This window comes from Acinetobacter sp. ANC 4216, assembly GCF_004331195.1.
Lineage (GTDB): Bacteria > Pseudomonadota > Gammaproteobacteria > Pseudomonadales > Moraxellaceae > Acinetobacter > Acinetobacter kookii.
In genome coordinates this window covers 24,920-45,417 of the sequence record NZ_SJOC01000013.1, presented here as the reverse complement: position 1 = coordinate 45,417, position 20,498 = coordinate 24,920, and the positions used below count along the sequence as shown (strand labels likewise).

Annotated in this window: 21 protein-coding genes and 2 pseudogenes; 13 read left to right on the top strand and 10 right to left on the bottom strand. The window is 41.7% G+C overall.

Translation table 11 applies throughout. The annotated features are described in order from the left end of the window. Positions 1-84: 84 nt before the first annotated feature. Positions 85-180 (top strand): annotated as a pseudogene (locus tag E0H88_RS16290) (Fic family protein); the annotation flags it as partial. 39 nt (positions 181-219) lie between these two features. Here the strand turns inward: E0H88_RS16290 and E0H88_RS11660 are convergent. Together E0H88_RS11660 and E0H88_RS16115 are read right to left on the bottom strand one after the other, a co-directional pair. After that, entirely contained in the window at positions 220-1,491 is a 1,272-nt protein-coding gene (locus tag E0H88_RS11660; protein WP_131266636.1) for a tyrosine-type recombinase/integrase, read from the bottom strand. Positions 1,492-1,827: 336 nt separating this feature from the next. Beyond that, positions 1,828-2,176, bottom strand: a pseudogene (locus tag E0H88_RS16115) (transposase); the annotation flags it as partial. A gap of 239 nt (positions 2,177-2,415) precedes the next feature. Between E0H88_RS16115 and E0H88_RS11655 the strand changes: the two are divergent. Beyond that, positions 2,416-2,616: a hypothetical protein gene (locus E0H88_RS11655; protein WP_092819314.1), complete on the top strand. Its 201-nt coding sequence runs from the start codon at positions 2,416-2,418 to the stop codon at positions 2,614-2,616. Between the two features lie 663 nt (positions 2,617-3,279). After that, positions 3,280-3,492: a hypothetical protein gene (locus E0H88_RS11650; RefSeq protein ID WP_092819315.1), complete on the top strand. Its 213-nt coding sequence runs from the start codon at positions 3,280-3,282 to the stop codon at positions 3,490-3,492. A 54-nt stretch (positions 3,493-3,546) separates the two neighbouring features. Here the strand turns inward: E0H88_RS11650 and bioB are convergent, their stop codons facing one another. Together bioB and queG are read right to left on the bottom strand one after the other, a co-directional pair. Next, positions 3,547-4,536, bottom strand: a complete 990-nt coding sequence (gene bioB / locus E0H88_RS11645; protein WP_131274283.1) for a biotin synthase BioB — start codon at positions 4,534-4,536, stop codon at positions 3,547-3,549. Positions 4,537-4,821: 285 nt separating this feature from the next. Continuing rightward, entirely contained in the window at positions 4,822-5,934 is a 1,113-nt protein-coding gene (queG, locus tag E0H88_RS11640) for a tRNA epoxyqueuosine(34) reductase QueG (RefSeq protein WP_131274282.1), read from the bottom strand. Between the two features lie 23 nt (positions 5,935-5,957). Here queG and E0H88_RS11635 point away from each other — a divergent pair, with 23 nt between their 5' ends. From E0H88_RS11635 to E0H88_RS11625, 3 genes are read left to right on the top strand one after another with little or no spacing between them, the layout of a single operon-like run. Beyond that, positions 5,958-7,445, top strand: a complete 1,488-nt coding sequence (locus E0H88_RS11635; RefSeq protein WP_131274281.1) for an NAD(P)H-hydrate dehydratase — start codon at positions 5,958-5,960, stop codon at positions 7,443-7,445. After that, complete coding sequence (locus E0H88_RS11630) at positions 7,442-7,738, top strand: acylphosphatase (protein ID WP_131274280.1); 297 nt, start codon at positions 7,442-7,444, stop codon at positions 7,736-7,738. The genes E0H88_RS11635 and E0H88_RS11630 overlap by 4 nt, the downstream gene beginning before the upstream one ends. 17 nt (positions 7,739-7,755) lie before the next feature. Next, the gene (locus tag E0H88_RS11625; protein ID WP_092819319.1) at positions 7,756-8,085 is read left to right on the top strand and encodes a hypothetical protein; all 330 of its coding nucleotides are present in this window, start codon (positions 7,756-7,758) and stop codon (positions 8,083-8,085) included. A 6-nt stretch (positions 8,086-8,091) separates the two neighbouring features. On the opposite strand, the gene ruvC is transcribed toward E0H88_RS11625, so the two are convergent. Further along, complete coding sequence (gene ruvC / locus E0H88_RS11620) at positions 8,092-8,637, bottom strand: crossover junction endodeoxyribonuclease RuvC (protein ID WP_092819320.1); 546 nt, start codon at positions 8,635-8,637, stop codon at positions 8,092-8,094. Between the two features lie 122 nt (positions 8,638-8,759). On the opposite strand from ruvC, the gene E0H88_RS11615 reads away from it, so the two are divergent. Together E0H88_RS11615 and E0H88_RS11610 are read left to right on the top strand one after the other, a co-directional pair. Beyond that, positions 8,760-9,335: an FxsA family protein gene (locus E0H88_RS11615; RefSeq protein WP_092819321.1), complete on the top strand. Its 576-nt coding sequence runs from the start codon at positions 8,760-8,762 to the stop codon at positions 9,333-9,335. Positions 9,336-9,480: 145 nt separating this feature from the next. Beyond that, the gene (locus E0H88_RS11610; protein ID WP_131274279.1) at positions 9,481-10,122 is read left to right on the top strand and encodes a LysE family transporter; all 642 of its coding nucleotides are present in this window, start codon (positions 9,481-9,483) and stop codon (positions 10,120-10,122) included. On the opposite strand, the gene E0H88_RS11605 is transcribed toward E0H88_RS11610, so the two are convergent. Continuing rightward, positions 10,119-10,307 carry a hypothetical protein gene (locus E0H88_RS11605; RefSeq protein WP_131274278.1) on the bottom strand — a complete coding sequence of 63 codons (189 nt, stop codon included), beginning with the start codon at positions 10,305-10,307 and terminating at the stop codon, positions 10,119-10,121. The two genes, E0H88_RS11610 and E0H88_RS11605, sit on opposite strands and share 4 nt — an antisense overlap. A gap of 314 nt (positions 10,308-10,621) precedes the next feature. Between E0H88_RS11605 and E0H88_RS11600 the strand changes: the two genes are divergently transcribed. Then, positions 10,622-10,855: a hypothetical protein gene (locus E0H88_RS11600; RefSeq protein WP_092819324.1), complete on the top strand. Its 234-nt coding sequence runs from the start codon at positions 10,622-10,624 to the stop codon at positions 10,853-10,855. A gap of 69 nt (positions 10,856-10,924) precedes the next feature. On the opposite strand, the gene E0H88_RS11595 is transcribed toward E0H88_RS11600, so the two are convergent. Next, positions 10,925-11,236 carry a monooxygenase gene (locus E0H88_RS11595; RefSeq protein ID WP_131274277.1) on the bottom strand — a complete coding sequence of 104 codons (312 nt, stop codon included), beginning with the start codon at positions 11,234-11,236 and terminating at the stop codon, positions 10,925-10,927. 115 nt (positions 11,237-11,351) lie between these two features. After that, complete coding sequence (metK, locus tag E0H88_RS11590) at positions 11,352-12,518, bottom strand: methionine adenosyltransferase (protein WP_092819326.1); 1,167 nt, start codon at positions 12,516-12,518, stop codon at positions 11,352-11,354. A gap of 849 nt (positions 12,519-13,367) precedes the next feature. Here metK and tkt point away from each other — a divergent pair. From tkt to E0H88_RS11575, 3 genes are all read left to right on the top strand, one after another. Then, on the top strand, positions 13,368-15,356 hold the full coding sequence (gene tkt, locus E0H88_RS11585; RefSeq protein WP_131274276.1) for a transketolase: 1,989 nt from the start codon (positions 13,368-13,370) through the stop codon (positions 15,354-15,356). A 158-nt stretch (positions 15,357-15,514) separates the two neighbouring features. Next, positions 15,515-15,730 carry a hypothetical protein gene (locus E0H88_RS11580; protein WP_086195075.1) on the top strand — a complete coding sequence of 72 codons (216 nt, stop codon included), beginning with the start codon at positions 15,515-15,517 and terminating at the stop codon, positions 15,728-15,730. A 362-nt stretch (positions 15,731-16,092) separates the two neighbouring features. After that, positions 16,093-16,677 (top strand): YceI family protein, encoded by a 585-nt coding sequence (locus E0H88_RS11575; RefSeq protein ID WP_086175873.1) that lies wholly within the window; start codon positions 16,093-16,095, stop codon positions 16,675-16,677. Positions 16,678-16,737: 60 nt separating this feature from the next. Here the strand turns inward: E0H88_RS11575 and E0H88_RS11570 are convergent, their stop codons facing one another. Both E0H88_RS11570 and exaC read right to left on the bottom strand, forming a co-directional pair. Then, positions 16,738-17,457: a glutamine amidotransferase gene (locus E0H88_RS11570; RefSeq protein WP_131274275.1), complete on the bottom strand. Its 720-nt coding sequence runs from the start codon at positions 17,455-17,457 to the stop codon at positions 16,738-16,740. Positions 17,458-17,600: 143 nt separating this feature from the next. Further along, positions 17,601-19,112 carry an acetaldehyde dehydrogenase ExaC gene (gene exaC / locus E0H88_RS11565; RefSeq protein ID WP_092819330.1) on the bottom strand — a complete coding sequence of 504 codons (1,512 nt, stop codon included), beginning with the start codon at positions 19,110-19,112 and terminating at the stop codon, positions 17,601-17,603. A 203-nt stretch (positions 19,113-19,315) separates the two neighbouring features. On the opposite strand from exaC, the gene E0H88_RS11560 reads away from it, so the two are divergent. After that, the gene (locus E0H88_RS11560) at positions 19,316-20,497 is read left to right on the top strand and encodes a helix-turn-helix domain-containing protein (protein ID WP_131274274.1); all 1,182 of its coding nucleotides are present in this window, start codon (positions 19,316-19,318) and stop codon (positions 20,495-20,497) included. Position 20,498 lies beyond the last annotated feature (1 nt).

Below are 20,498 nucleotides of genomic sequence, written 5' to 3'. Positions count from 1 at the left end.
GAAATAAATTAGAAAACAAGTAATACTGAGGCTATCTAATTAAGTTGATATCTCTTTTATATTGATCATATCTTACCATTTTCCAAAAAAAATTATCTAAATCCAGCATTAGAGGCAGTGCTTATAGAACGTACTCTTCCTGATAGGCCTAAAAGTCCGAAGCAAAAGTACAGTGAATAAAAAGGGCCTTAGAACGCTTTTTAAAGAATATTTTTACAATTATTGTTGTGTAATACCAGCTTCTGATAGCATCCAGCTTTCATATTCTGTATGCCATTTTCTAAGTAAATCGATTGGTCGCACAGTGTAATGCTTCTCTTCGGTACCGCTAGGTTTATGTCCTGCAATCTGGGCAACGATACCACTAGGTAAAGATACCCATTCTGAAAGAGTTTTGAATGAACGCCGTAATCCATGAATTGACAAGTCATCAATTCCTGCATTAGCTGCTGAGGTTTTAAGACTTTTCGTAGGTTCTACTATATAACCAGTGGATGACTTTTCAGAATAAAAAACATATTCATTAAGCTTAGGTAAATTCAGAAGAAGATTTTTGATAAATGGTGTAAGAGGGATAATACGACCTTCATCATCAATTTTATCGACGATCTTCATTGTATTCCATTTTAAGTCTATGTCTTTCCATTTCAAAGTAGCAATCTCATTACGTCTAGCCCCTGTTATTAATGTAGTAAGGAGATATGCAGACATATATTGGTTTGGTAAAGAAAGCACTGATTTGAAGAAAGCTGGTAGTTGTTCTTTCTGTAAACAGTCTTTTTTTGCTTTAGTAGATGCGACAGATTGCTTGACTGCTTTTGAATGAATAGATCTATCTGGTAATAACCCCGTATATAAGCTTTGTTCTTCAGCCCAATTCAGGCAAGCTCGTACCAGACGATATGAAAGTGCAGCTGATGTAGGTCTGGTTTCATTTTCTTTATCTAACCACTCTTTAAGGATAATACTGCTCAATTCACTTAAAGGAAGATCTAAAAGGGCATATATGGGTTGTGGTTTTGATAAAGAACTTTTTTTGCCAAGCTTGATTTCATTTTTCCCAGAGGCTAAGCGAATATGATCCTTATAAGTCCTTTCTCGCCAACGAAATTTATTAGCTGCTAGATAATCTTCCCAAACGTCTTTAAAGAGGAGTTTATTGCGTTTACTTTGTTTGATTTCCTGTTCATTTTTCGCAATGAGTCTTTTTTTTTCAAGTCTCGGATCAATTCCATTGGAACACATGATATCGAGCGCTTTAGCTTTTTGACGTGCTTGATCAATCGTACAGGTTGGAAATGAACCAATACTTATTTTGATGACTTTACCACCTAAACGAGACTGAAATAGGAATGATTTTTTAGAGGAGGTATAAGTTTTCAAGCCTAATCCTTTCACTAATTCATCCCAATAAATTACATAATCCTTTTCAGAAGGGCAGGTGCATTGTGCAAGTCGAGTTGTTGTAAATTTAAATGTTGTAGTTGTCATAAAAAAAAGGTAGCAAATAGGTAGCAGATAGAATCAATTTTAAGGTTTTCTTATCAACTCAAAATAGATTGGTTGTTTTTATAATTCTATGTATATCATTAAATTAAAGCAATATAGGAACTCTAATAAACGCTAATAAATATAGTGAAGTAAGAACTCATAATCCGTTGGTCGACAGTTCAAGTCTGTCTGGGCCCACCATATAAAACAACCCCTTACGTGTACTAATCGTAAGGGGTTTTTGTTTTTAGATAAGCTTTGGGGCACAAATATTCAAAAGCTGAAATTTTCCCAAACCATTCAAATTTAAGATACAACTCGGGCATGCGGTCTGCCTCATTCAATAAATTTATTAAGTACTGCCACACATGCATGGATTTCCTGACTTGAAAAATATTTTGCTGACAATGTATCGCTGATAATTTGACGCAGGACAGGCATCTTGGTTTCTATCAGACTTAGACGATGGTACCCCGACTATTTTTTCATATTGTCCGACCTAAACGCTTTATTGTCTTTAGCAATTCATTTCACCCAAAGGAACTTGTCCTTGAGTTGTTCCAGGGCTTAGCATTTTTCCTGGGTGGAACAGGTGCATGTACTTGTCGATTTGAAACTGTCTGACGGCATTATTATGTATCAAAATCCCATCGATATAGACTGAATCAATATATTCATCTTCAGGGGGGGATGATCGAGTAGGTTAGCAGCAAGCCAAATCGTTATATTTCCTTGATTAATCCAGGCTTGATTGTAAAAAGGCCAATTTCCTGTTTGATAGATTTTAGGGCTGGTTTACTCATGGCCAGATTATAGGCCTGAATAAATCTGTGGTCATGGGTTTATGCAACAAAGCCACTATTGAATAACGTTAGCGAATGTTTGAATATGAAGTTATCTTGGTTAAATAAGTGATGGATCGCCATGATAGATGAAGAAAAGCCCTTGGATTTCGAAGACGATGATGAGCCTCTAGATCTTGAAGATGAAGAGTTTATCAATGATAAGAAAGAGGATGAAATGTACAACACGATTACTAAAGATGGTTCAAGTGTTGATCCGGCAGATGATGGAACACGCCATATTCGTCCTGAAGATGGAGATCCCATCGAAATTGAAGAGTAAAGAATAAGCCCAATTCAGTATTGGGCTTTTTTATTGCCTATCAAAATAGAAGCAAAATAAGCTGCCTCTTGAAAATAATAAAAAGTAGAAATAAATCCTCGGCTTTCTCGGAAAACTATTTTTTTAATAGGGTTATGTCTAACCGTGTAGAGCTTCTCTTTTTGTACAATCGGTCATGATACCGACTCTGGATGTATCTTAAGTGAATGACGTTGAACATAAATAGCCACATACTTTTAAAAACAGCCTTACTTTTTTAAGTCATTAAGGTGAAGTTTATTGTGTAATTTTATTGAAAAATTATGAGTTAAGTTATTTGAATTTTCATAAAAATATGGTAATAAATAAATTGTGATGTTTTTTTAATCACATTGATATTTCGGGATGAAATATATTTTTAAAAAATTTAAATTTTAAAAACAATCAGAAGGGAGTTGGGAAGATGCTTCAATTACTTATGAAATTATTTTGCTTACATGTGTATGAATACGAACACATGGAAGAGATCGGGGAACATCATAAGGAATGCAGAAAGTGTGGAGTGAATAAACCGCTTTAAATGAAACTATGGGACAGTAGTGGCTTCAGGCTCACTTTTTAGTTCTTAGAAAAAATTGAAAAAAAGATTAAACTACCAATTTAAAGCTATTTGAAATTGTAGTCATGAGCATTGATTTTACCGCAGATACTTACATTGTCACTGATCAATTGGCAGACACTTTGGTCTGGTTAAGTCATCATCAGGACTGTTTTGATTCGTTCAGTTATGACACTTTTACTCAGGAGTTGGTGGTTTACCATGCCAATGGAGCAGACGTTATCCGTCGGGGAAATTATTTAAATGCACGGTATGGCCTTTTGCTTACTTCTAGTTAAATAAAAAAGTAAATAAAAAAAAGCCCAAGTGGGCTTTTTTTTAATTTGCTCAGTTTAACTGACCATGGCATCGACGGAGAGTTCTTTGACTGTTGGCTTGGCTTTTTCTGCGATTAAACCTAACTTGCTAAATAACTGTCTGTCCTTGCCTTCACCGGCATTCGGGGTGGTCAAAAGTTTTTCACCAGAGAAAAGCGAGTTGGCACCCGCCATAAAAGCCAGCGCCTGATCAGAATCAGATAAGGATTCACGACCCGCAGACAGGCGGATATAGCTCTTCGGCATAATAATGCGGGCAACTGCAATGGTACGAATCCATTCAGTGACATCCAGTTTTTCCACATCAGCCAGTGGCGTACCTTCAATAGGCACCAACATATTGATGGGTACCGATTCAGGGTGGATCGCTAATGTGGCTAACTCATGTAACAAACCAATACGGTCCTGACTGCTTTCACCCAAGCCGACAATACCGCCACTACAGACTTTCATGCCGGCCTGACGGACAAAGTCCAGTGTATTTAAACGGTCATCAAAGGTACGGGTACTGATCACATTGGAATAATATTCGCGTGAGGTATCCAGATTGTGGTTGTAGTAATCGAGACCGGCATCTTTTAAACGTTCTGCTTGCGACTGATTAAGCATGCCTAAAGTCATGCAGGTTTCCAGACCTAGTGACTTGACTTCTCTTACCATTTCCAGCACATAGGGCATATCGCGTTCATGCGGATTGCGCCACGCGGCTCCCATGCAGAAACGTGATGAGCCAGAAGCAAGCGCTTCTTTGGCTTCCTGAATTACTTTGTCCACGGCAATACGTTTTTCGGCTTCCAGTTTTGAATCGTAATGTGCAGATTGTGAACAATACTTACAGTCTTCCGGACATTTACCTGTTTTGATTGAAAGCAGGGTGCTGACCTGAATGGTATTTGCAGCAAAATGTTCACGATGAATGCGCTGTGCTTCAAAAACCAGATCTAAAAAAGGCCGGTTATATAAATCCTGAATTTCTTCTCGTGTCCAGTCATTACGTACATTCATTAGTGAAATTCCATAATCATCTTCATTATTGCTTTTATCATACATAATTTATGGCAAATCCAAAGGCATAAACGACCAAAAATAAGAATATCTCACGATGGGTTTTTAGAATTTATGCTCATGGTGAGATTGTATATTTAGTAGCAAACTGAACCGATTTAATGTAAATATCACTGCAAAGTTTTTTTATTATTTTTACAAGTTTGTCCTGATCTGGAGTTTATGTTTTTTATTAGGGCAAAACTTTGTCAGTATCTTGAAATTAAAAAACTGGAATGACAGCTGTTAATTCTGGTTCATTATTGAACTGGATTTGGCCCGCTGTTCTTGAATTGCCCAATCAATATGGACTTGCACAATCTCATCATGCTGGTCGCGAGTTTGCTTTAAAGTTTCCATAATTTCACGGGAAAAAGGCGCATTGCCCAAACCAATCGCAATATTACGCATAAAGCTTTGGTAACCGGTACGTCGTAGTGGACTACCTTCGGTATGGGCTAAAAAAGTCTGTTCATCCCAATGCCATAAGTCCAGTAAACTCACCTGATCCAGACCATGTCGCGGATTAAAATCTTCAATTGTGGCTTTCTTGGCAAAACTGTTCCAGGGACAAATCAGCTGGCAATCATCACAGCCGAATACACGGTTGCCAATCCCGCGGCGCAATTCTTCAGGAATGATGCCTTGATATTCAATGGTCAGATAGGCAATACATTTACGTGCATCCAGCATGTAGGGCTCAACAATAGCCTGGGTTGGGCAAATATCAATACACGCTGTACACGAGCCGCAGTGCTTGCTGGTAGGACCATCAAAGGGCAAATCTAGCGAGGTAAATAGCTCGCCCAGGACAAAGAAAGAACCTGATTTTTTATGAATGAGCAGGGTATGTTTTCCGGTCCAGCCCATGCCGGCATTTTCAGCCAAGGATTTTTCAAAGATTGGCGCAGAATCCGCAAAGGGACGGGATTCAAAATCTCCCACCTTTTCCCGGATTTTCGTGGCGAGAGTCTTTAAGCGACCGCGCATGGTTTTATGGTAATCACGGCCACGGGCATAACGTGCAATGATGGCGGCATTCGGTTCATCTGGTACATAACGCGGTTTAGGTGTTTCGACCAGATAATTCATGCGTACACAGATGATGCTTTTGGTTCCCGGCACCAGCAAAGTCGGGTCAGCACGTTTTTCCAGATTTTCTTGCAGAAATTTCATGTCACCGTGGTAGCCACGTTTTAAATATTCCTGAAAACGTGGCAATTCTTCTTGAGCATCCGGTTTGGCAATGACACAATCACTAAAGCCTAATTGCAATGCCTGGGCTTTAATCCACGCCTTCAGCGCTTCAGGATCGGTTTGATCTAAAGGAATTTTTTGTGATGCTGTGGAAGAAGCCATAATGATATAAAAAAGGAAAAACAATGCCTCAGCAAGTTTACCATAGCCCTGTTTATCATAGCCAAAGTATTCAAGCTTGGGAGCAACGCTGGTTTGCCCGGCAAAACAGTTCTTATGGCCTCATGCAGCAAGTGGCCTGGAGCATTGCACGGCGCTTAGTTCCTGTTTTTCAGCAACAGAATATACAAAATATCGCAGTTTGCTGTGGACAGGGCAATAATGCCGGAGATGGATATCTCACGGCTAAATATCTAAAACAATACGGTTTTGATGTCGAGATTTACGCAGCTGAATTGGGTGCATCCAAAGATTTGCACACTGCCTGTCAGGAGGCAGTAGATGCTGAAATCTGCATCTATGCAGGGTTTGCATTTCAAAAAAAATATGACGCTTATATTGATGCACTGTTTGGCATTGGTTTAAACCGTGAGCTGGGTGCAGACTGGCAGCAGATCATTCAAGGAATTAATGCTCAGACAGGCCTGAAAATCGCCATTGATATTCCAAGCGGCTTACACGCCAATAGCGGTCAGCCTTTACCTTGTGCCATTAAGGCAGATTATACCTATACCGCGCTAGGCTTAAAGGCAGGACTTTTTACCGGTCAAGGCAAAGAGTTTGCCGGACAGGTGGAGGTGATTTCACTCATTCCTGCCGATGCCGAATTACAGCCCATCGCCCAGCTTTCGCCAAGGTCTATTTCTTTACCACAGCGTGAGGCTTTTGGTCATAAAGGCAGTTATGGCCATGTGCTGGTGGTGGGTGGTCATGAAAATATGGGCGGCGCAGTGATGATGGCGGCAGAATCGGCCTTTAGTGCGGGTGCAGGCAAAGTCACCATTGTCTGCCATGAAAAGCATCACACCGCAATTTTGGCCCGTGCACCGAATATCATGCTGCGTGATATCAATGCCTTGACCAAAGCCGAGATTCAGCAGCTTTTAGATCATGTTGATGCGGTGAGTTTCGGGATGGGACTTGGCCGTGACAGCTGGTCGGAACAGCAATATTTTAAATGGTTCCCTAAAATCAATGCCGCCGATCATTTACAGGTCGTGCTGGATGCAGATGCACTGTGGTTTCTAGCCGAGCATCCAGAAGCATTAAAATCGGATACTTATGCCACACCACATCCGGGTGAAGCAGCAAAATTGTTAGCTTGCTCGGTCAAAGAAGTTGAAAGCGACCGGATAGCCGCCATTCATCAACTTCAGGAAAAATATGCCGGACAATGGGTACTGAAAGGTTCAGGCAGTCTGATTCTGCAAGATCAGCTGTGGATTTGTACCGCCGGTAATGCGGGTATGGGAACTGGTGGTATGGGGGATGTATTGGCCGGTATGACTGCCAGTTTAAAAGCCCAGTTTGCCGGGAAAATCCAGCTGCATGAAATTGTAAGCTTGCATGCCTTGGCGGGAGACTGGCTGGCAGAGCAAGGCATGCGCGGTTTGCAGGCCCATCATATGAACGCAGCAATTTATCATGTGGTGAATCAGGGAAGTCACAAATGAATCAGGCGATCAAACTCCTTATTCAGGGCAAGGTTCAAGGTGTCGGTTATCGTCGCTGGTTTGAACAGCAGGCCCGGGAATTAGAACTGAAAGGTTATGTGAAAAATTTGCCCACGGGTGAAGTGGAGGCCATGCTTGTCGGTGATGAACTGACTATTCAGAAACTTGTGCAGCGAAGTTGGGCAGGGCCTTATCGGGCAGAAGTTTCCCATATTATTCAAACACCAGTTCAGCCAGATTCGAATCTGAAAGATTTTAAAATATTGTATTCAATGAAAACGCAATCAGAATAATGATCTAAGAGGGAAAGATGGATAAATATCTGGTGGTGGCTATAGTCGTGATCTTATGCATATTCATCGTTATTTATACGCAGCGCGCTGATATGAGTTCAGCGAGCAGGTCATTTAAAGACATTGTGCAAAAAGAATTCAATAAATATAAGGTCATTGAAAAGAATCAGACCATTATGATTTGTGAAATTAACCATCGTAACGAACTGGATGAGCTGGTGTTGATTCGAATTGATCCGAGCCAGAAAAAGAACGTCAGGAACTTTGGACGGAGAATCACTTTTACCTATAGCAAGGAACCCTCAGTTCGGGAAATGCGTCAGGATTTTGCGCCATATCTTTCATGAATTGACTTAGCGTCTGCGAACACTATATCGGCTACGACCACGGGCCATGCCCCCTAAGGCATTCAGTACCGCCATTTTACTCATGCTGCCTGACGCATGTGCATGGCAAATGGCTGCGGCCAGTGCATCGGCAGCATCCTGCTGTGGTTTAATGCTTAAATTTAAAATCCGCATCACCATCATCTGTACCTGTTCTTTATCCGCTGCCCCATAACCCACGACCGATTGCTTGATTTGGCGGGCCGTATATTCAGCAACCTGCAAATCCAGATTGACCAAAGCCGCAATGGCTGCACCACGGGCCTGACCGAGTTTTAAAGCCGAGTCCGGGTTTTGTGCCATAAACACCTGTTCGACTGCGGCTTCAGTAGGGCCATGAAATTTAACAATCCGTTCCACACCTGCAAAAATCCGTTTTAAACGCTCAGGCATTTCCGGAGTTTCGGTACGAATGGTTCCTGCATCTACAAAAGTCAGTTTCTGCCCATCTTTTTCGATGATGCCATAACCTGTTAAACGTGAACCGGGGTCAATACCGATAATTAATGACATGCAAAGCCTTTAAAAATAAAATAATGCCCATATTGTTACATAAGCGTAGCAAAAAAGCTTGATGGTGATTAAGCCGTAAATGACTACACCTTATTCATTTTGTTGAGATTAGATTAATTTTCATGAAATTATTTCTTATTGTACTGGTTGGCTTAATCCTGGAAGTCTTTGTCTGGATTGGCGTGGGCGACCTCGTCGGCAGCATGTGGTACGTGTTTTTCTGGTTTGTTGCCGCCTTTTTTATCGGTATGAACCTGATTCGTAAATATTCAGCGGGTTTAATGCCGCAAATGCAGCAGATGCAGATGGGGCAAATGAGTGGCGACCCTGCATTGACCAATAATCTGCCTAAAATTCTGGCCGGTTTTTTCCTGCTGATTCCAGGTTTAATAACCGATGTTTTGGCATTACTGATTTTGATTCCGGGCGTTCAGAATACATTTAAAAATGTCATGATGAAAACCATGGCCAAACGTCAGCAAGCCATGATGGATAAAATGATGGGTGGCATGATGGGTAATATGAATGGCATGGGTGGTGATGCTCAGGGTCAGAATCCATTTGCCGATTTAATGCGTCAAATGCAAGACATGCAACAGGGCGGTTCACAGCGTCGCGATTCCAGCATTATTGATGGTGAAGCGCGTGAAGTGACACCCGAAGCGAAAAAAATTGAAATGAAAGATGTGAAAAAATAATTTTTTAAATGATATTTTTAAGCCGAATCATGAGAATTCGGCTTTTTTATGTTCTGGATTTTTATCTAAATTATTTAAAGCTGCAATCATGCAAAAAATTGAACAGGCGATATAATACGGTTTTTAAAAAATCTCCTCTCTTTCTATGTCACTGCTTTTGACCATTTGTGCACTGCATTTTGTTGCACAGCTTAGCCCGGGACCGGATGTTCTATTGATTGCCAGAAGTTCGGCATCGACCTCAAGAGCGAATACATTAAAGATTATTCTGGGTATTTCTGTGGGTATTCTGGTTTGGGTGGTGCTGACCTTGCTGGGTTTCACTGTACTGGTTGAACAATTTCCCTGGATACAACAGATTTTGATGCTGGTTGGTGGGCTGTTTTTAGCGCGGATGGGCTGGGCCATGTTGAATGGCGGTTTAAAAACCCTTAAACAGCACACCGGCGTAGAGACGGATGGTCAACAGGTTGCGACAGCAGATACCCAAAATTATTTTTTATCGGGATTATGGACCAATCTCTCCAATCCCAAAACGCTGATTTATTTTAGTAGTGTCTTTTCTCTGGCCTTAAGTTCTTCCGCTTCAAGCCATTTAAAAACACAGCTGGCCATCATTATTCCCCTACAAACCTTTTTGGTCTTTGCTCTGCTCATGTTGATTTTATCCATGCCAAAAATTAAAAGGGCCTATCAGCGTTCGGGCAGTTATATTGATGTGATCTCGGGCGGATTATTCCTGATTTTTGCCATCTGGTTGTGGTATGACGCATTGACCATGCTTTAATGCTCTGTACTGATATCTTCAGTCGCAGGAATAGATGAGGGAGCAGGGGATATGACTTGCTCATGTTTTTGTGGCTGTACATAACGGTTAGGTTTTAAGGTTGTTTCTGTATTTTCTGAACCTTTATAACTACGACTACGGTTGGCACGTTCGCGTAAGCCGCCTTTTTTAATCAGTTGAACCATCCTATCCTCCAGGTCATTTACCGCTATTTTACTAAAAATATGAGCCAGCAGGTGGAGATAAAAATATCAAGATTAAAAGGTGATGTATGCGTATTATAAATCATCACTCTTTATTTTGAGGTTTTAAATTTTATATAAAAATTAATAATTTATTATGATTTTAATGATGTTTTTGCTTAGGGAGCTTTACAGGTGACTCAATAGGCTTGTATTACCCAAAAGACTGGCTTAATATTTTATTGAGACTCCAGTCCATCAGTGCCAAGAGTGGAAAAATAAAAACAAAAACAGTAGAAAGTGATAGGAGCATACCTATGTTATATCAATATCATTGTGCTTGTTGTAACAAGGTTGTTGAATCAACCGAAAAAGAATGCACAAATTGCGGTTCACACAATATTAAAAGTCCTTATGGTTTCTGGATTTTTTGTATTTTAACCTGCCTGGCAGCCGTAATTCTTTTTAAGATTGTCCATGTTTATTTACAGGATCATCAAGACGTTCCGGTGCAACCCTCGGTACTGGAAGTGATTAGTGCCAGACAATAATAGACTTCGGTTTGAAGGATTGAAAAAATCCTGATTGTTGATGATCAGGATTTTTGTGGGGATCAGTTTTTAGATATTTAAAAAGTCTGCCTGATTGATGGCAGATAGAGCCTGGTTCACTTCAAAAATTTTTCCACGTATATGATCGATGCCAAAACTTTGCAGACGTGCAGTGTGCATGTGTAAGTATTTTTCTGCATTGGCGTGGCTGTCAAATAAATAGATGCCGCCTGCTTCCTGATTGGCACTATTTTCTGTCCATATTTTCCATAGCAGGCCATCTTCCTGATTAATGCTTTCGGCAAGTTGCTGATAGGCTTGACTCATTTCCGCTCCAAATGGACCTTGAGAAGGGAAGTCAACTTGAAGAATAACGGCCATTTTTTTTATCCTGTGCCATAAAAAGATGATTGATCATAACATTTTAAGCTTTTGTATATTATTTTAAAGCAGAAATAAAAAAACCCACAAAAATGTGGGCTTTTTGATGGAAAAATTACAGTCCGGCAGAAGCTTTAAGCGCTTCGACTTTATCAGTTTTTTCCCAGGTAAATGCAGTGTCTGAACCTTGACGGCCAAAGTGACCATAAGCTGCAGTTTGCTTGTACATCGGTTGAATCAGGTTCAACATGCGGGTGATGCCATATGGGCGTAAGTCAAAGTGCTCACGAACCAATTGAATAATGAATTCTTCAGGCACTTTTGCAGTATTAAATGTATTGATTGAAATAGAAGTTGGCTCAGCAACACCAATTGCATAAGACACCTGAATTTCACATTTATCTGCAAGGCCCGCTGCCACAATATTTTTCGCTACATAACGGCCGGCATAAGCTGCTGAACGGTCAACTTTTGATGGATCTTTACCAGAGAACGCACCGCCGCCGTGACGAGCCATACCGCCGTAAGTATCGACAATGATTTTACGGCCAGTTAAACCACAGTCACCCACAGGACCGCCAATCACAAACATCCCGGTCGGGTTGATGTGGAATTTGGTGTCTGCATGGAACATTTCTGCAGGAATGATTTTTTTCACGATTTCTTCAATCACAGCTTCTTTAAGATTGGCTTGTGAAATTTCAGGATCATGTTGGGTAGAAAGTACCACGGCATCCAGACGAACCGGCAGGCCATTTTCATAGGCAAAAGTCACCTGACTTTTCGCATCCGGACGTAACCATGGTAGAGAACCATTGCGACGTAACTCAGCCTGTTTTTCCATCAAGCGGTGTGCATATGAAATTGGAGCTGGCATTAAAACGTCAGTTTCACGGCTGGCATAACCGAACATCAAGCCCTGGTCACCGGCACCCTGATCTTCAGGTTTTTGGCGGTCTACACCCTGAGCAATTTCAGGAGACTGCTTACCAATCATGTTGATTACCGCACAGGTTGAACCATCAAAACCGAGGTCAGAATGGTGGTAACCAATGCCATTTACGGTTTGACGTACAATCGCTTCGAAGTCAACATTTGCCGTTGTTGTGATTTCACCGGCAAGTACTACCGCACCCGTTTTTACAAGCGTTTCACAAGCAACCCGTGCATATGGGTCTTCTTTTAAGATTGCATCCAAAATAGCGTCACTGATTTGGTCAGCCATTTTATCCGGATGGCCTTCGCTTACAGATTCCGAGGTAAATACAGCGTACTCGCGCATAAGTCCTATCACAGTTAATAATTCAAAAGACGCAATATGTTACATCGAGTTGGTCTTTTGGGCCAGTTCTAGACGATAAAAATGGATGAATTTATTTCAATTCAATGACTTTTTAATTGATATGGGCATCTAAAAAACTGATAAGCCAGTAAAATTGAGTTTGAAAATTGGCATTTACCCTTCATGAATTTTGTTAAGCAAATATTTACCCAGGAATTCAAACGTGGGACTGTTTTGAATTGAAAAACTCTCATGGAGAATAATAAAAGGATTTTATGGTTTAAAAAGATGATAAATATTAGCTGCTTATATTTATTTCCTTGGCTGGGATTTAGACTTGATCCAGCTTGCTGGGAAGAGTTTGAATAAAAGCCATCCAGTAAAAAGAAACCATGAACAGGGGTTAAATTTTTCAGTTAGTTATATTTGAGCTGAATTTAATTCAGTTTTTTGGGTTTTTGCATATTTATTCATCATTCTCGCGAAACTAAAATTGAGCTGCTTTGATTCTGTATTGGAAATCTATCAAATCATTAGCAAATGAAAATGATTTTATGAATGATAGAGGTCTTGAATGATATATCCACTTGCTAAAAGGCAGCGGACTGTTCGTTCAAATGTCATATATAAGTTTTAAACTCAATAGGTCAAGGCATTTACCTATGTGCCAAGTCCCTGCAAATGATGTGAAATTGAGTTTTGCCTGCATTAAAATATGTCCCGAGGTGAATAAATGCCGAAATGTTGGCTATTAGGCTTTACCCCTTACTGTTTTTTTAAGACAATATAGCCAGCTTTGAATTTTCCTATTCATCATCTTCTTTAAACGATTTAGTTGGACTCTGACCTATGACAACCCCGCTTAACGAACGTCGTATTGCAAACGCAATTCGTGTATTGGCAATGGATGCTGTGCAAAAAGCAAATTCAGGACATCCAGGTGCTCCGATGGGGATGGCAGACATCGCTGATGTCGTTTGGCGCGAATTTTTAAATCACAACCCGCAAAACCCGCAATGGGCAAACCGTGACCGTTTTGTATTGTCTAATGGCCATGGTTCTATGTTGCAATATGCGCTATTGCATTTGACCGGTTATGATCTTTCTATCGAAGATTTAAAATCTTTCCGCCAGTTACATTCTAAAACTCCGGGTCACCCAGAATTAGGTTATGCACCAGGGATTGAAACCACGACTGGTCCATTGGGTCAGGGTATTGCCAATGCGGTTGGTTTTGCTTTAGCTGAAAAAACCTTGGCTGCTCAATTCAACAAAGACGACATTCAGGTTGTAGACCATTTCACTTACTGTTTCCTGGGTGATGGCTGCTTGATGGAAGGTGTTTCACATGAAGCATGTTCACTGGCAGGAACTTTGGGTCTAGGTAAGTTAATTGCCTACTATGACGACAACGGCATTTCTATTGACGGTGAAGTTGAAGGCTGGTTCTCTGACGATACAGAACAACGTTTCTTATCTTATGGCTGGCAAGTGATTAAAGTGGATGGTCACGATAGCGATGCGATTCGTCAGGCGACTGTAGAAGCAAAAGCGGAAACGGCTAAGCCAACCATCATTATTTGTAAAACGATTATTGGCCTGGGTTCACCAAACAAACAAGGTAAAGAAGATTGCCACGGTGCGCCACTGGGTAACGACGAAATCGCATTGACTCGTGAAGCGTTGGGCTGGAAAGAAGAAGCATTTGTGATTCCTGCTGACGTTTATGCAGCTTGGGATGCCAAAGACAAGGGTGCTCAATCTGAATCTGCATGGAATGAAACTTTTGCAGCATATGCCGCAAAATACCCAACTGAAGCAGCTGAACTTAAACGCCGTTTAAGCGGTGAATTACCGGCTGACTTCGTCGCTAAAGCAGATGCTTATATTGCTGAAGTGAATGCAAAAGCAGAAACCATTGCAACCCGTAAAGCCAGCCAGAATGCACTTCAGGCACTTGTACCATTATTGCCAGAGGTTCTGGGCGGTTCTGCTGACCTGGCAGGTTCTAACCTGACGCTTTGGAAAGGTGCGCAAGGCGTACAAGACAATCCGGCGGGTAACTATGTTCACTACGGCGTACGTGAATTTGGTATGACTGCAATTGCCAACGGTGTAGCACTGCATGGCGGTTTCATCCCTTACGTTGCAACATTCCTGATGTTCATGGAATATGCGCGTAATGCAGTACGTATGTCTGCATTAATGAAACAGCGTGTCATCCACGTTTATACCCATGACTCAATCGGTCTGGGTGAAGATGGTCCTACGCATCAACCGGTAGAACAGATCGCCTCTTTACGTGGCACGCCAAACTTAAATACCTGGCGTCCATGTGACACTGTAGAAGCTTCTATTTCATGGAAATCTGCATTGTTACGTAGTGAAGGTCCTACCGCGTTAATTTTCTCTCGTCAAAACTTGCCATTCCAGGCCCGTACTCAAGCGCAAATTGAGAACGTTGCTAAAGGTGGTTATGTTCTGGCTGAAGAAAAAGGTGAATTAAAAGCCATCATTATTGCCACAGGTTCTGAAGTTTCATTGGCAATGGAAGCTTATGCGCAGCTTGAAGGTGTGCGTGTAGTGTCTATGCCATGTGCTGAAGAGTTTGTGAAACAGGATGCTGCTTACCGTGAAGCGGTTCTTCCATCTCATATTCGTGCGCGTGTAGCCGTTGAAGCTGCGCATGTGGATTACTGGTGGAAATTCGTGGGTCTGGATGGTCGCGTGATCGGGATGACCACTTACGGTGAATCTGCGCCTGCAAAAGATTTGTTCCAATACTTCGGTATTACCACTGAAGCAGTGGTTGCAGCTGTGAAAGAAATTACCGCTTAATCGATTCGATTAGCCGGTTAAAAGACGCCCCAGTAGAAGGGGCGTTTTTTATTGCAAAATAACGATTTGTAACGAATGATTTAAAGCTACAGGTTTAAAATTAATTCATTCATACAGTATTCAGCCCGGGGTACATGATTGCCCCAAGTGAGGAAAATATGAGCCTTTATGATCAGATTAATGATGAAATTGTCCTGATGGATGCTGGTGAACAAAAATGGATTGGTGCAGACCTTGAACTTGATGCCATGGTTGCGGTTGAACTGATGCTGCAAGACTTGCAGGAAGACAAAGTGATTAAGATTCGTCGTAAGAATCATGAAAAGCATACCGGTTTGAAGCAAATCGACCGTATTCTGGTTGAAAAGTTATAAAGATGAAAGACCTTTAAAAAGCCCCAGTTGGGGCTTTGATTATTTTGGACATTTAAAAATCATCAGTTAGGCATAGCTCAATTTTGATGACTTCATCATGATTTTTATAAACTGTATATTTTTGTATGAAATTCTTAATAAAAACAGACAGAAGCGGCAAAACCAATAAAGCTGCGGATCAGGGTTTAAAATAATTTGTGATGATTATCAATATATTAAGATTAGGTGATTTTATCATTTCATTTATAGGGCTAGATAACCGGTAATTGTTCTATTCTTGCAACATATCGTTTTATGTATATCGGTGAATTAAGATAAGAAAGGTATAGACTAATAACCATTCCAAAGCGAGATAATGACACATGAATTTCAAAGCAATAACTTTAGGTTTGGCGGTAGCATCGGTAGCAACATTGTCTTTGGCAAAGCCTGTGGCTTACCAAATTGACCCAACCCATACAGCGACTGTATTTAGCTGGAACCATTTTGGTTTTTCTACCCCATCTGCAAACTTTAGCGACATTCAAGGTACCATTAACGTTGATAATGCAAAACCTGCAAATTCATCTGTGAATGTGACTATTCCTTTATCGAGTTTAAATACCAATGTCAAAGCATTGGATGAGCATTTAAAAACAGCAGATTTTTTTGATGCTGCCAAATACCCGAACATCACTTTTAAAAGTACCAAGGTTCAAGCTTTAGGTAAAAACAAATACAAAATCACGGGTAACCTGACCGTAAAAGATGTAACCAAACCGGTGGTTTTAGATGCAGTTTTAAATAAACAGGGCGTACACCCAATGACTAAAGCAGAGTCTATTGGTTTCAATGCAACGACTTCTTTTAACCGTTCTGCATTTGGCGTAGGCGCTTATGTTCCAAATGTGGGCGATAAAATCACGGTAAACATTACCACTGAAGCCTCTGTTCCTGCGAAAAAATAAGTTCGAAGTGGCTCATAAAAAAGCACCATTAAGATGGTGCTTTTTTATTGAAATTTTTCTTTAAATTGCTGAAATCTGTTGGAGATATGTCTGCAATACAGCATGGGCCTGCACTTCTAAGGCATGGGCATAGCGTTGATTGTCTGCCCGCAAAGCAGGAATGGAGATATTGGCTTTGCGTAATTCGCAGGTATGGCCAATGAGCCATTTTTCCAGACTGTCTGCTGCAACTTCAATATGGAATTGCAAGGCCAGAATGTTTTTACCCATCGCAAAGGCCTGATTGGGATAAATTGCTGAACTGGCCAATAATTCAGCCTGTTCAGGTAAATCGAAAGTATCTCCATGCCAGTGTAATACCGGGGTATCCATTAAGGGTGCAAGAAGGTTATGTTCAGTATTGGACAGGCTTAAGGGACTCCAGCCAATTTCCTTTTGATGGCCTGCATAGACTTTGGCTCCCAAGGCATGCGCAATCAGTTGGGCACCCAGACAAATGCCTAAAGTTGGCAAATTTTCTTTTAAGCGAACTTTAAGTAAGTCTATTTCTTGTTGTAAGAATGGATAGTCCTCTGTTTCATAAACCCCAATCGGTCCACCTAAAATAATAGTTAAGCCTTTATGCTGAAATGCTTTGCTTAGGTCATCTACGCCGGATTCAAAATAACGTACCCGAAAGCCCAGTTGATAAAATATATCTTCCAATGCACCCAGATCTTCAAAAGCAAGATGCTGAATGGCATAAATGGTGTCGGGAAAGTCTGGAGATGCTGTAGTCATATACTATTTTTCTAAGAGGGCAGGAATAAGTGCAATTTAGCCTGAATAGCCAGAAAAATGAAGATTTCTCTTGGATTGTTTGCAATTTAAAGCAAAAAAAGCGAACCGAAGTTCGCTTTTGATATCCTTTATACAAGGTTATGTTAGAAGAAGCCCATTGGCTTGGTGGCATAGCTGACCAACAAGTTTTTGGTTTGTTGATAATGATCCAGCATCATCTTGTGGTTTTCACGTCCGATCCCTGATTTTTTATAACCACCGAAAGCGGCATGCGCAGGGTAGATGTGATAACAGTTGGTCCATACACGACCAGCTTCAATTGCACGGCCCGCACGGTAAGAGGTATGCGCAGAACGTGACCAGACACCCGCACCCAAACCATAAATGGTGTCATTGGCAATTCGGATGGCATCATCAAAATCTTTAAAGGTGGTCACTGCCAGTACCGGTCCGAAAATTTCTTCCTGGAATGTACGCATGTCATTGGTACCTTTGAAAATGGTCGGCTCAATGTAGAAGCCTTGGCCCACTTCACGGCGTTCACCGCCACCAGTCAGCAATTCAGCACCTTCTTCACGGCCTGTGGCAATACAGCCCAAGATTTTATCCTGCTGCTCTTGCGATGCCTGAGCACCAATCATGGTGTCGGTATCCAGCGGATGACCGGTTTTAATGCGTTTTACCCGCTCTACGGCCATCTCCAGGAACTGGTCAGCAATACTTTCCTGAATTAACGCACGTGATGGACAGGTACAGATTTCCCCCTGATTCAGCGCAAACATGGTAAAGCCTTCCAGCGCTTTTTCCAGGTAGTCATCTTGCTGAGCCATGATATCTTCAAAGAAAATGTTTGGTGATTTACCGCCCAACTCTAGTGTGACCGGAATAATATTTTCGGTTGCATATTGCATGATCTGCTGACCCACAGCTGTTGAGCCGGTAAATGCAATTTTGGCAATACGCGGGTTGGTAGCCAGTGGGCGGCCCACTTCAATGCCATAACCGTTCACAACGTTTAATACGCCTTCCGGTAGCAGGTCCTGAATCAGTTCAACCAGGACCAAAATACTTGCCGGAGTTTGCTCGGCAGGTTTTAAAACAATACAGTTACCCGCAGCCAGAGCCGGTGCCAGTTTCCAGGTCGCCATTAAAATCGGGAAGTTCCACGGAATGATCTGTCCGACCACACCTAAAGGCTCATGAAAATGGTAGGCAATGGTATCTTCGTCGATTTCTGAAATGCCGCCTTCCTGTGCACGGATACAGCCGGCAAAATAGCGGAAATGGTCAATCGCCAAAGGAATGTCTGCTGCCAGGGTTTCACGAATCGGCTTACCATTATCCCAGGTTTCAGCAACCGCCAACAGTTCCAGATTGGCTTCTAAACGGTCGGCAATTTTTAACAGGATATTGGAACGGGTAGTCGGAGAGGACTTGTTCCATTGTGCTTTGGCTTTATGCGCTGCATCGAGTGCCAGTTCGATATCTTCAACGCTTGAGCGCGGAACTTTGGTGAAGGCTTTGCCATCTACAGGAGAAATATTGTCAAAGTATTCTCCTTTTACAGGAGCGACCCATTGTCCACCAATGAAGTTTTCATACTGGGCCTTAAACTGAACTTTTGAACCGGGTTGATTAGGATCGACGTAACGCATATGTATTTTCCTTTGCTTATTCTCGTGTGGAGAAGCTGTATCTACAGCTTTGGTATAAGGTACTTTTGTACATTATTTGATTAGCATACAGGGAATAAGGTTGGAGAAAGGTTGGAGACAAGAAGGTTTACAATCTTTCCAAACAGTCTTAAAAAATAAAGATTACAGTGGATGTAAGTCATGAATTGTTGTGAGAATAAGGAATGATGAATAAGCAAAGTTTGATGCAAAAAAGACAGAAAATTGAGCAGTTTAGACAAAGTAGCAGTCTTTCTCCCTTGCATGCGGAACAATTGGGCCAAAGCATTGTCAGTTCCTGGCAACGCTCGACTTCTGCTGAAATCCCAAAAGATCGTGCAGCTGCGCCCTTGGTTCATTTACAAAAAGAAACCTATCCTTCGGCCCTGGCACAAGCCCTGCAACATTGTATGCAGGATTTAAAACATATTGCTGAACAATCTTCCATGGTGCTGGCGGTTGGAGATATCGGCAGTACCATCATCTGGACAGCGTCGAGCCCACAAATGCAGCGTGCAGCCGAAAGCGTGCATTTTATCGAAGGCGGGCAGTGGCGCGAGGAACTGGTCGGAACCAATGCCTTGGCTTTATCACTTAAAACCCAGCAGTCGAGCTGTGTGTTTTCCAATGAGCATTACATGTCTTCCATTCATGATTGGGTCTGTTATGCAGCACCGATTGTTGATCCCTATTCCAAACAGGTTTTAGGGGTGATTGACCTGTCGACCACCTGGCAAAAGCATAATAGTCTGGGCCTGCTTGCAGCTGAACGATGTGCCTCGATTATTCAATCGGCATTACTTGAATATCAAAAACAGCGCCTGTTTATCCGGGCTTTTTCCGTGCCGCAAGTGTTGTTTAATGGCAAGGTCCTGGTGCTCACGCCAAGACAAATCGAAATTTTGACCATTCTGGCTTTGTGTCCGCAAGGTTTAAGCCTGGACAGTTTACATCAGGCCTTATACGGTGAACGCAAAGTCAGCATCGGCACCTTAAAGGCAGAAATGTCACAGTTGCGCGATATTCTAGGCGGTATGCTGGGTTCCAGGCCTTATCGTTTATTGGCACATGTCGAAGCTGACTTTTTACTGACCGAACAGTCTCTTGATGCCGGATATATCGATTCTGCCTTAAAACTCTGTACCGGTGTTTTTCTGGCAAAAACGGAAAGCCCATTTTTATGTGCCTGGCGTGATTGTCTGGAATCGCGTTTAAGTCATGCCATTTTTAAAGCCAATGAAACCGATGTTTTGCTTAAACACGTGGCACATTTTCCAGAAGCGATTGATGCGGTGGAGCGCTTGATTGAACTGATGCCAAAAACTCACCCCGTGCATCAAACCTTGCTGAAATATAAAGACAATTAAT

Bases quoted from the DNA above. Each gene is read 5' to 3' on its own strand.
- E0H88_RS11570 (WP_131274275.1), bottom strand. From the start codon at position 17,457: ATGACTACAGCATCTCCAGACTTTCCCGACACCATTTATGCCATTCAG.
- E0H88_RS11630 (WP_131274280.1), top strand. From the start codon at position 7,442: ATGAATCAGGCGATCAAACTCCTTATTCAGGGCAAGGTTCAAGGTGTC.
- tkt (WP_131274276.1), top strand. From the start codon at position 13,368: ATGACAACCCCGCTTAACGAACGTCGTATTGCAAACGCAATTCGTGTA.
- E0H88_RS11605 (WP_131274278.1), bottom strand. From the start codon at position 10,307: ATGGTTCAACTGATTAAAAAAGGCGGCTTACGCGAACGTGCCAACCGT.
- E0H88_RS11610 (WP_131274279.1), top strand. From the start codon at position 9,481: ATGTCACTGCTTTTGACCATTTGTGCACTGCATTTTGTTGCACAGCTT.
- E0H88_RS11580 (WP_086195075.1), top strand. From the start codon at position 15,515: ATGAGCCTTTATGATCAGATTAATGATGAAATTGTCCTGATGGATGCT.
- E0H88_RS11600 (WP_092819324.1), top strand. From the start codon at position 10,622: ATGTTATATCAATATCATTGTGCTTGTTGTAACAAGGTTGTTGAATCA.
- E0H88_RS11635 (WP_131274281.1), top strand. From the start codon at position 5,958: ATGCCTCAGCAAGTTTACCATAGCCCTGTTTATCATAGCCAAAGTATT.
- queG (WP_131274282.1), bottom strand. From the start codon at position 5,934: ATGGCTTCTTCCACAGCATCACAAAAAATTCCTTTAGATCAAACCGAT.
- E0H88_RS11660 (WP_131266636.1), bottom strand. From the start codon at position 1,491: ATGACAACTACAACATTTAAATTTACAACAACTCGACTTGCACAATGC.
- E0H88_RS11650 (WP_092819315.1), top strand. From the start codon at position 3,280: ATGAGCATTGATTTTACCGCAGATACTTACATTGTCACTGATCAATTG.
- ruvC (WP_092819320.1), bottom strand. From the start codon at position 8,637: ATGTCATTAATTATCGGTATTGACCCCGGTTCACGTTTAACAGGTTAT.
- metK (WP_092819326.1), bottom strand. From the start codon at position 12,518: ATGCGCGAGTACGCTGTATTTACCTCGGAATCTGTAAGCGAAGGCCAT.
- exaC (WP_092819330.1), bottom strand. From the start codon at position 19,112: ATGCGTTACGTCGATCCTAATCAACCCGGTTCAAAAGTTCAGTTTAAG.
- E0H88_RS11655 (WP_092819314.1), top strand. From the start codon at position 2,416: ATGATAGATGAAGAAAAGCCCTTGGATTTCGAAGACGATGATGAGCCT.
- bioB (WP_131274283.1), bottom strand. From the start codon at position 4,536: ATGAATGTACGTAATGACTGGACACGAGAAGAAATTCAGGATTTATAT.
- E0H88_RS11595 (WP_131274277.1), bottom strand. From the start codon at position 11,236: ATGGCCGTTATTCTTCAAGTTGACTTCCCTTCTCAAGGTCCATTTGGA.
- E0H88_RS11625 (WP_092819319.1), top strand. From the start codon at position 7,756: ATGGATAAATATCTGGTGGTGGCTATAGTCGTGATCTTATGCATATTC.
- E0H88_RS11575 (WP_086175873.1), top strand. From the start codon at position 16,093: ATGAATTTCAAAGCAATAACTTTAGGTTTGGCGGTAGCATCGGTAGCA.
- E0H88_RS11615 (WP_092819321.1), top strand. From the start codon at position 8,760: ATGAAATTATTTCTTATTGTACTGGTTGGCTTAATCCTGGAAGTCTTT.
- E0H88_RS11560 (WP_131274274.1), top strand. From the start codon at position 19,316: ATGATGAATAAGCAAAGTTTGATGCAAAAAAGACAGAAAATTGAGCAG.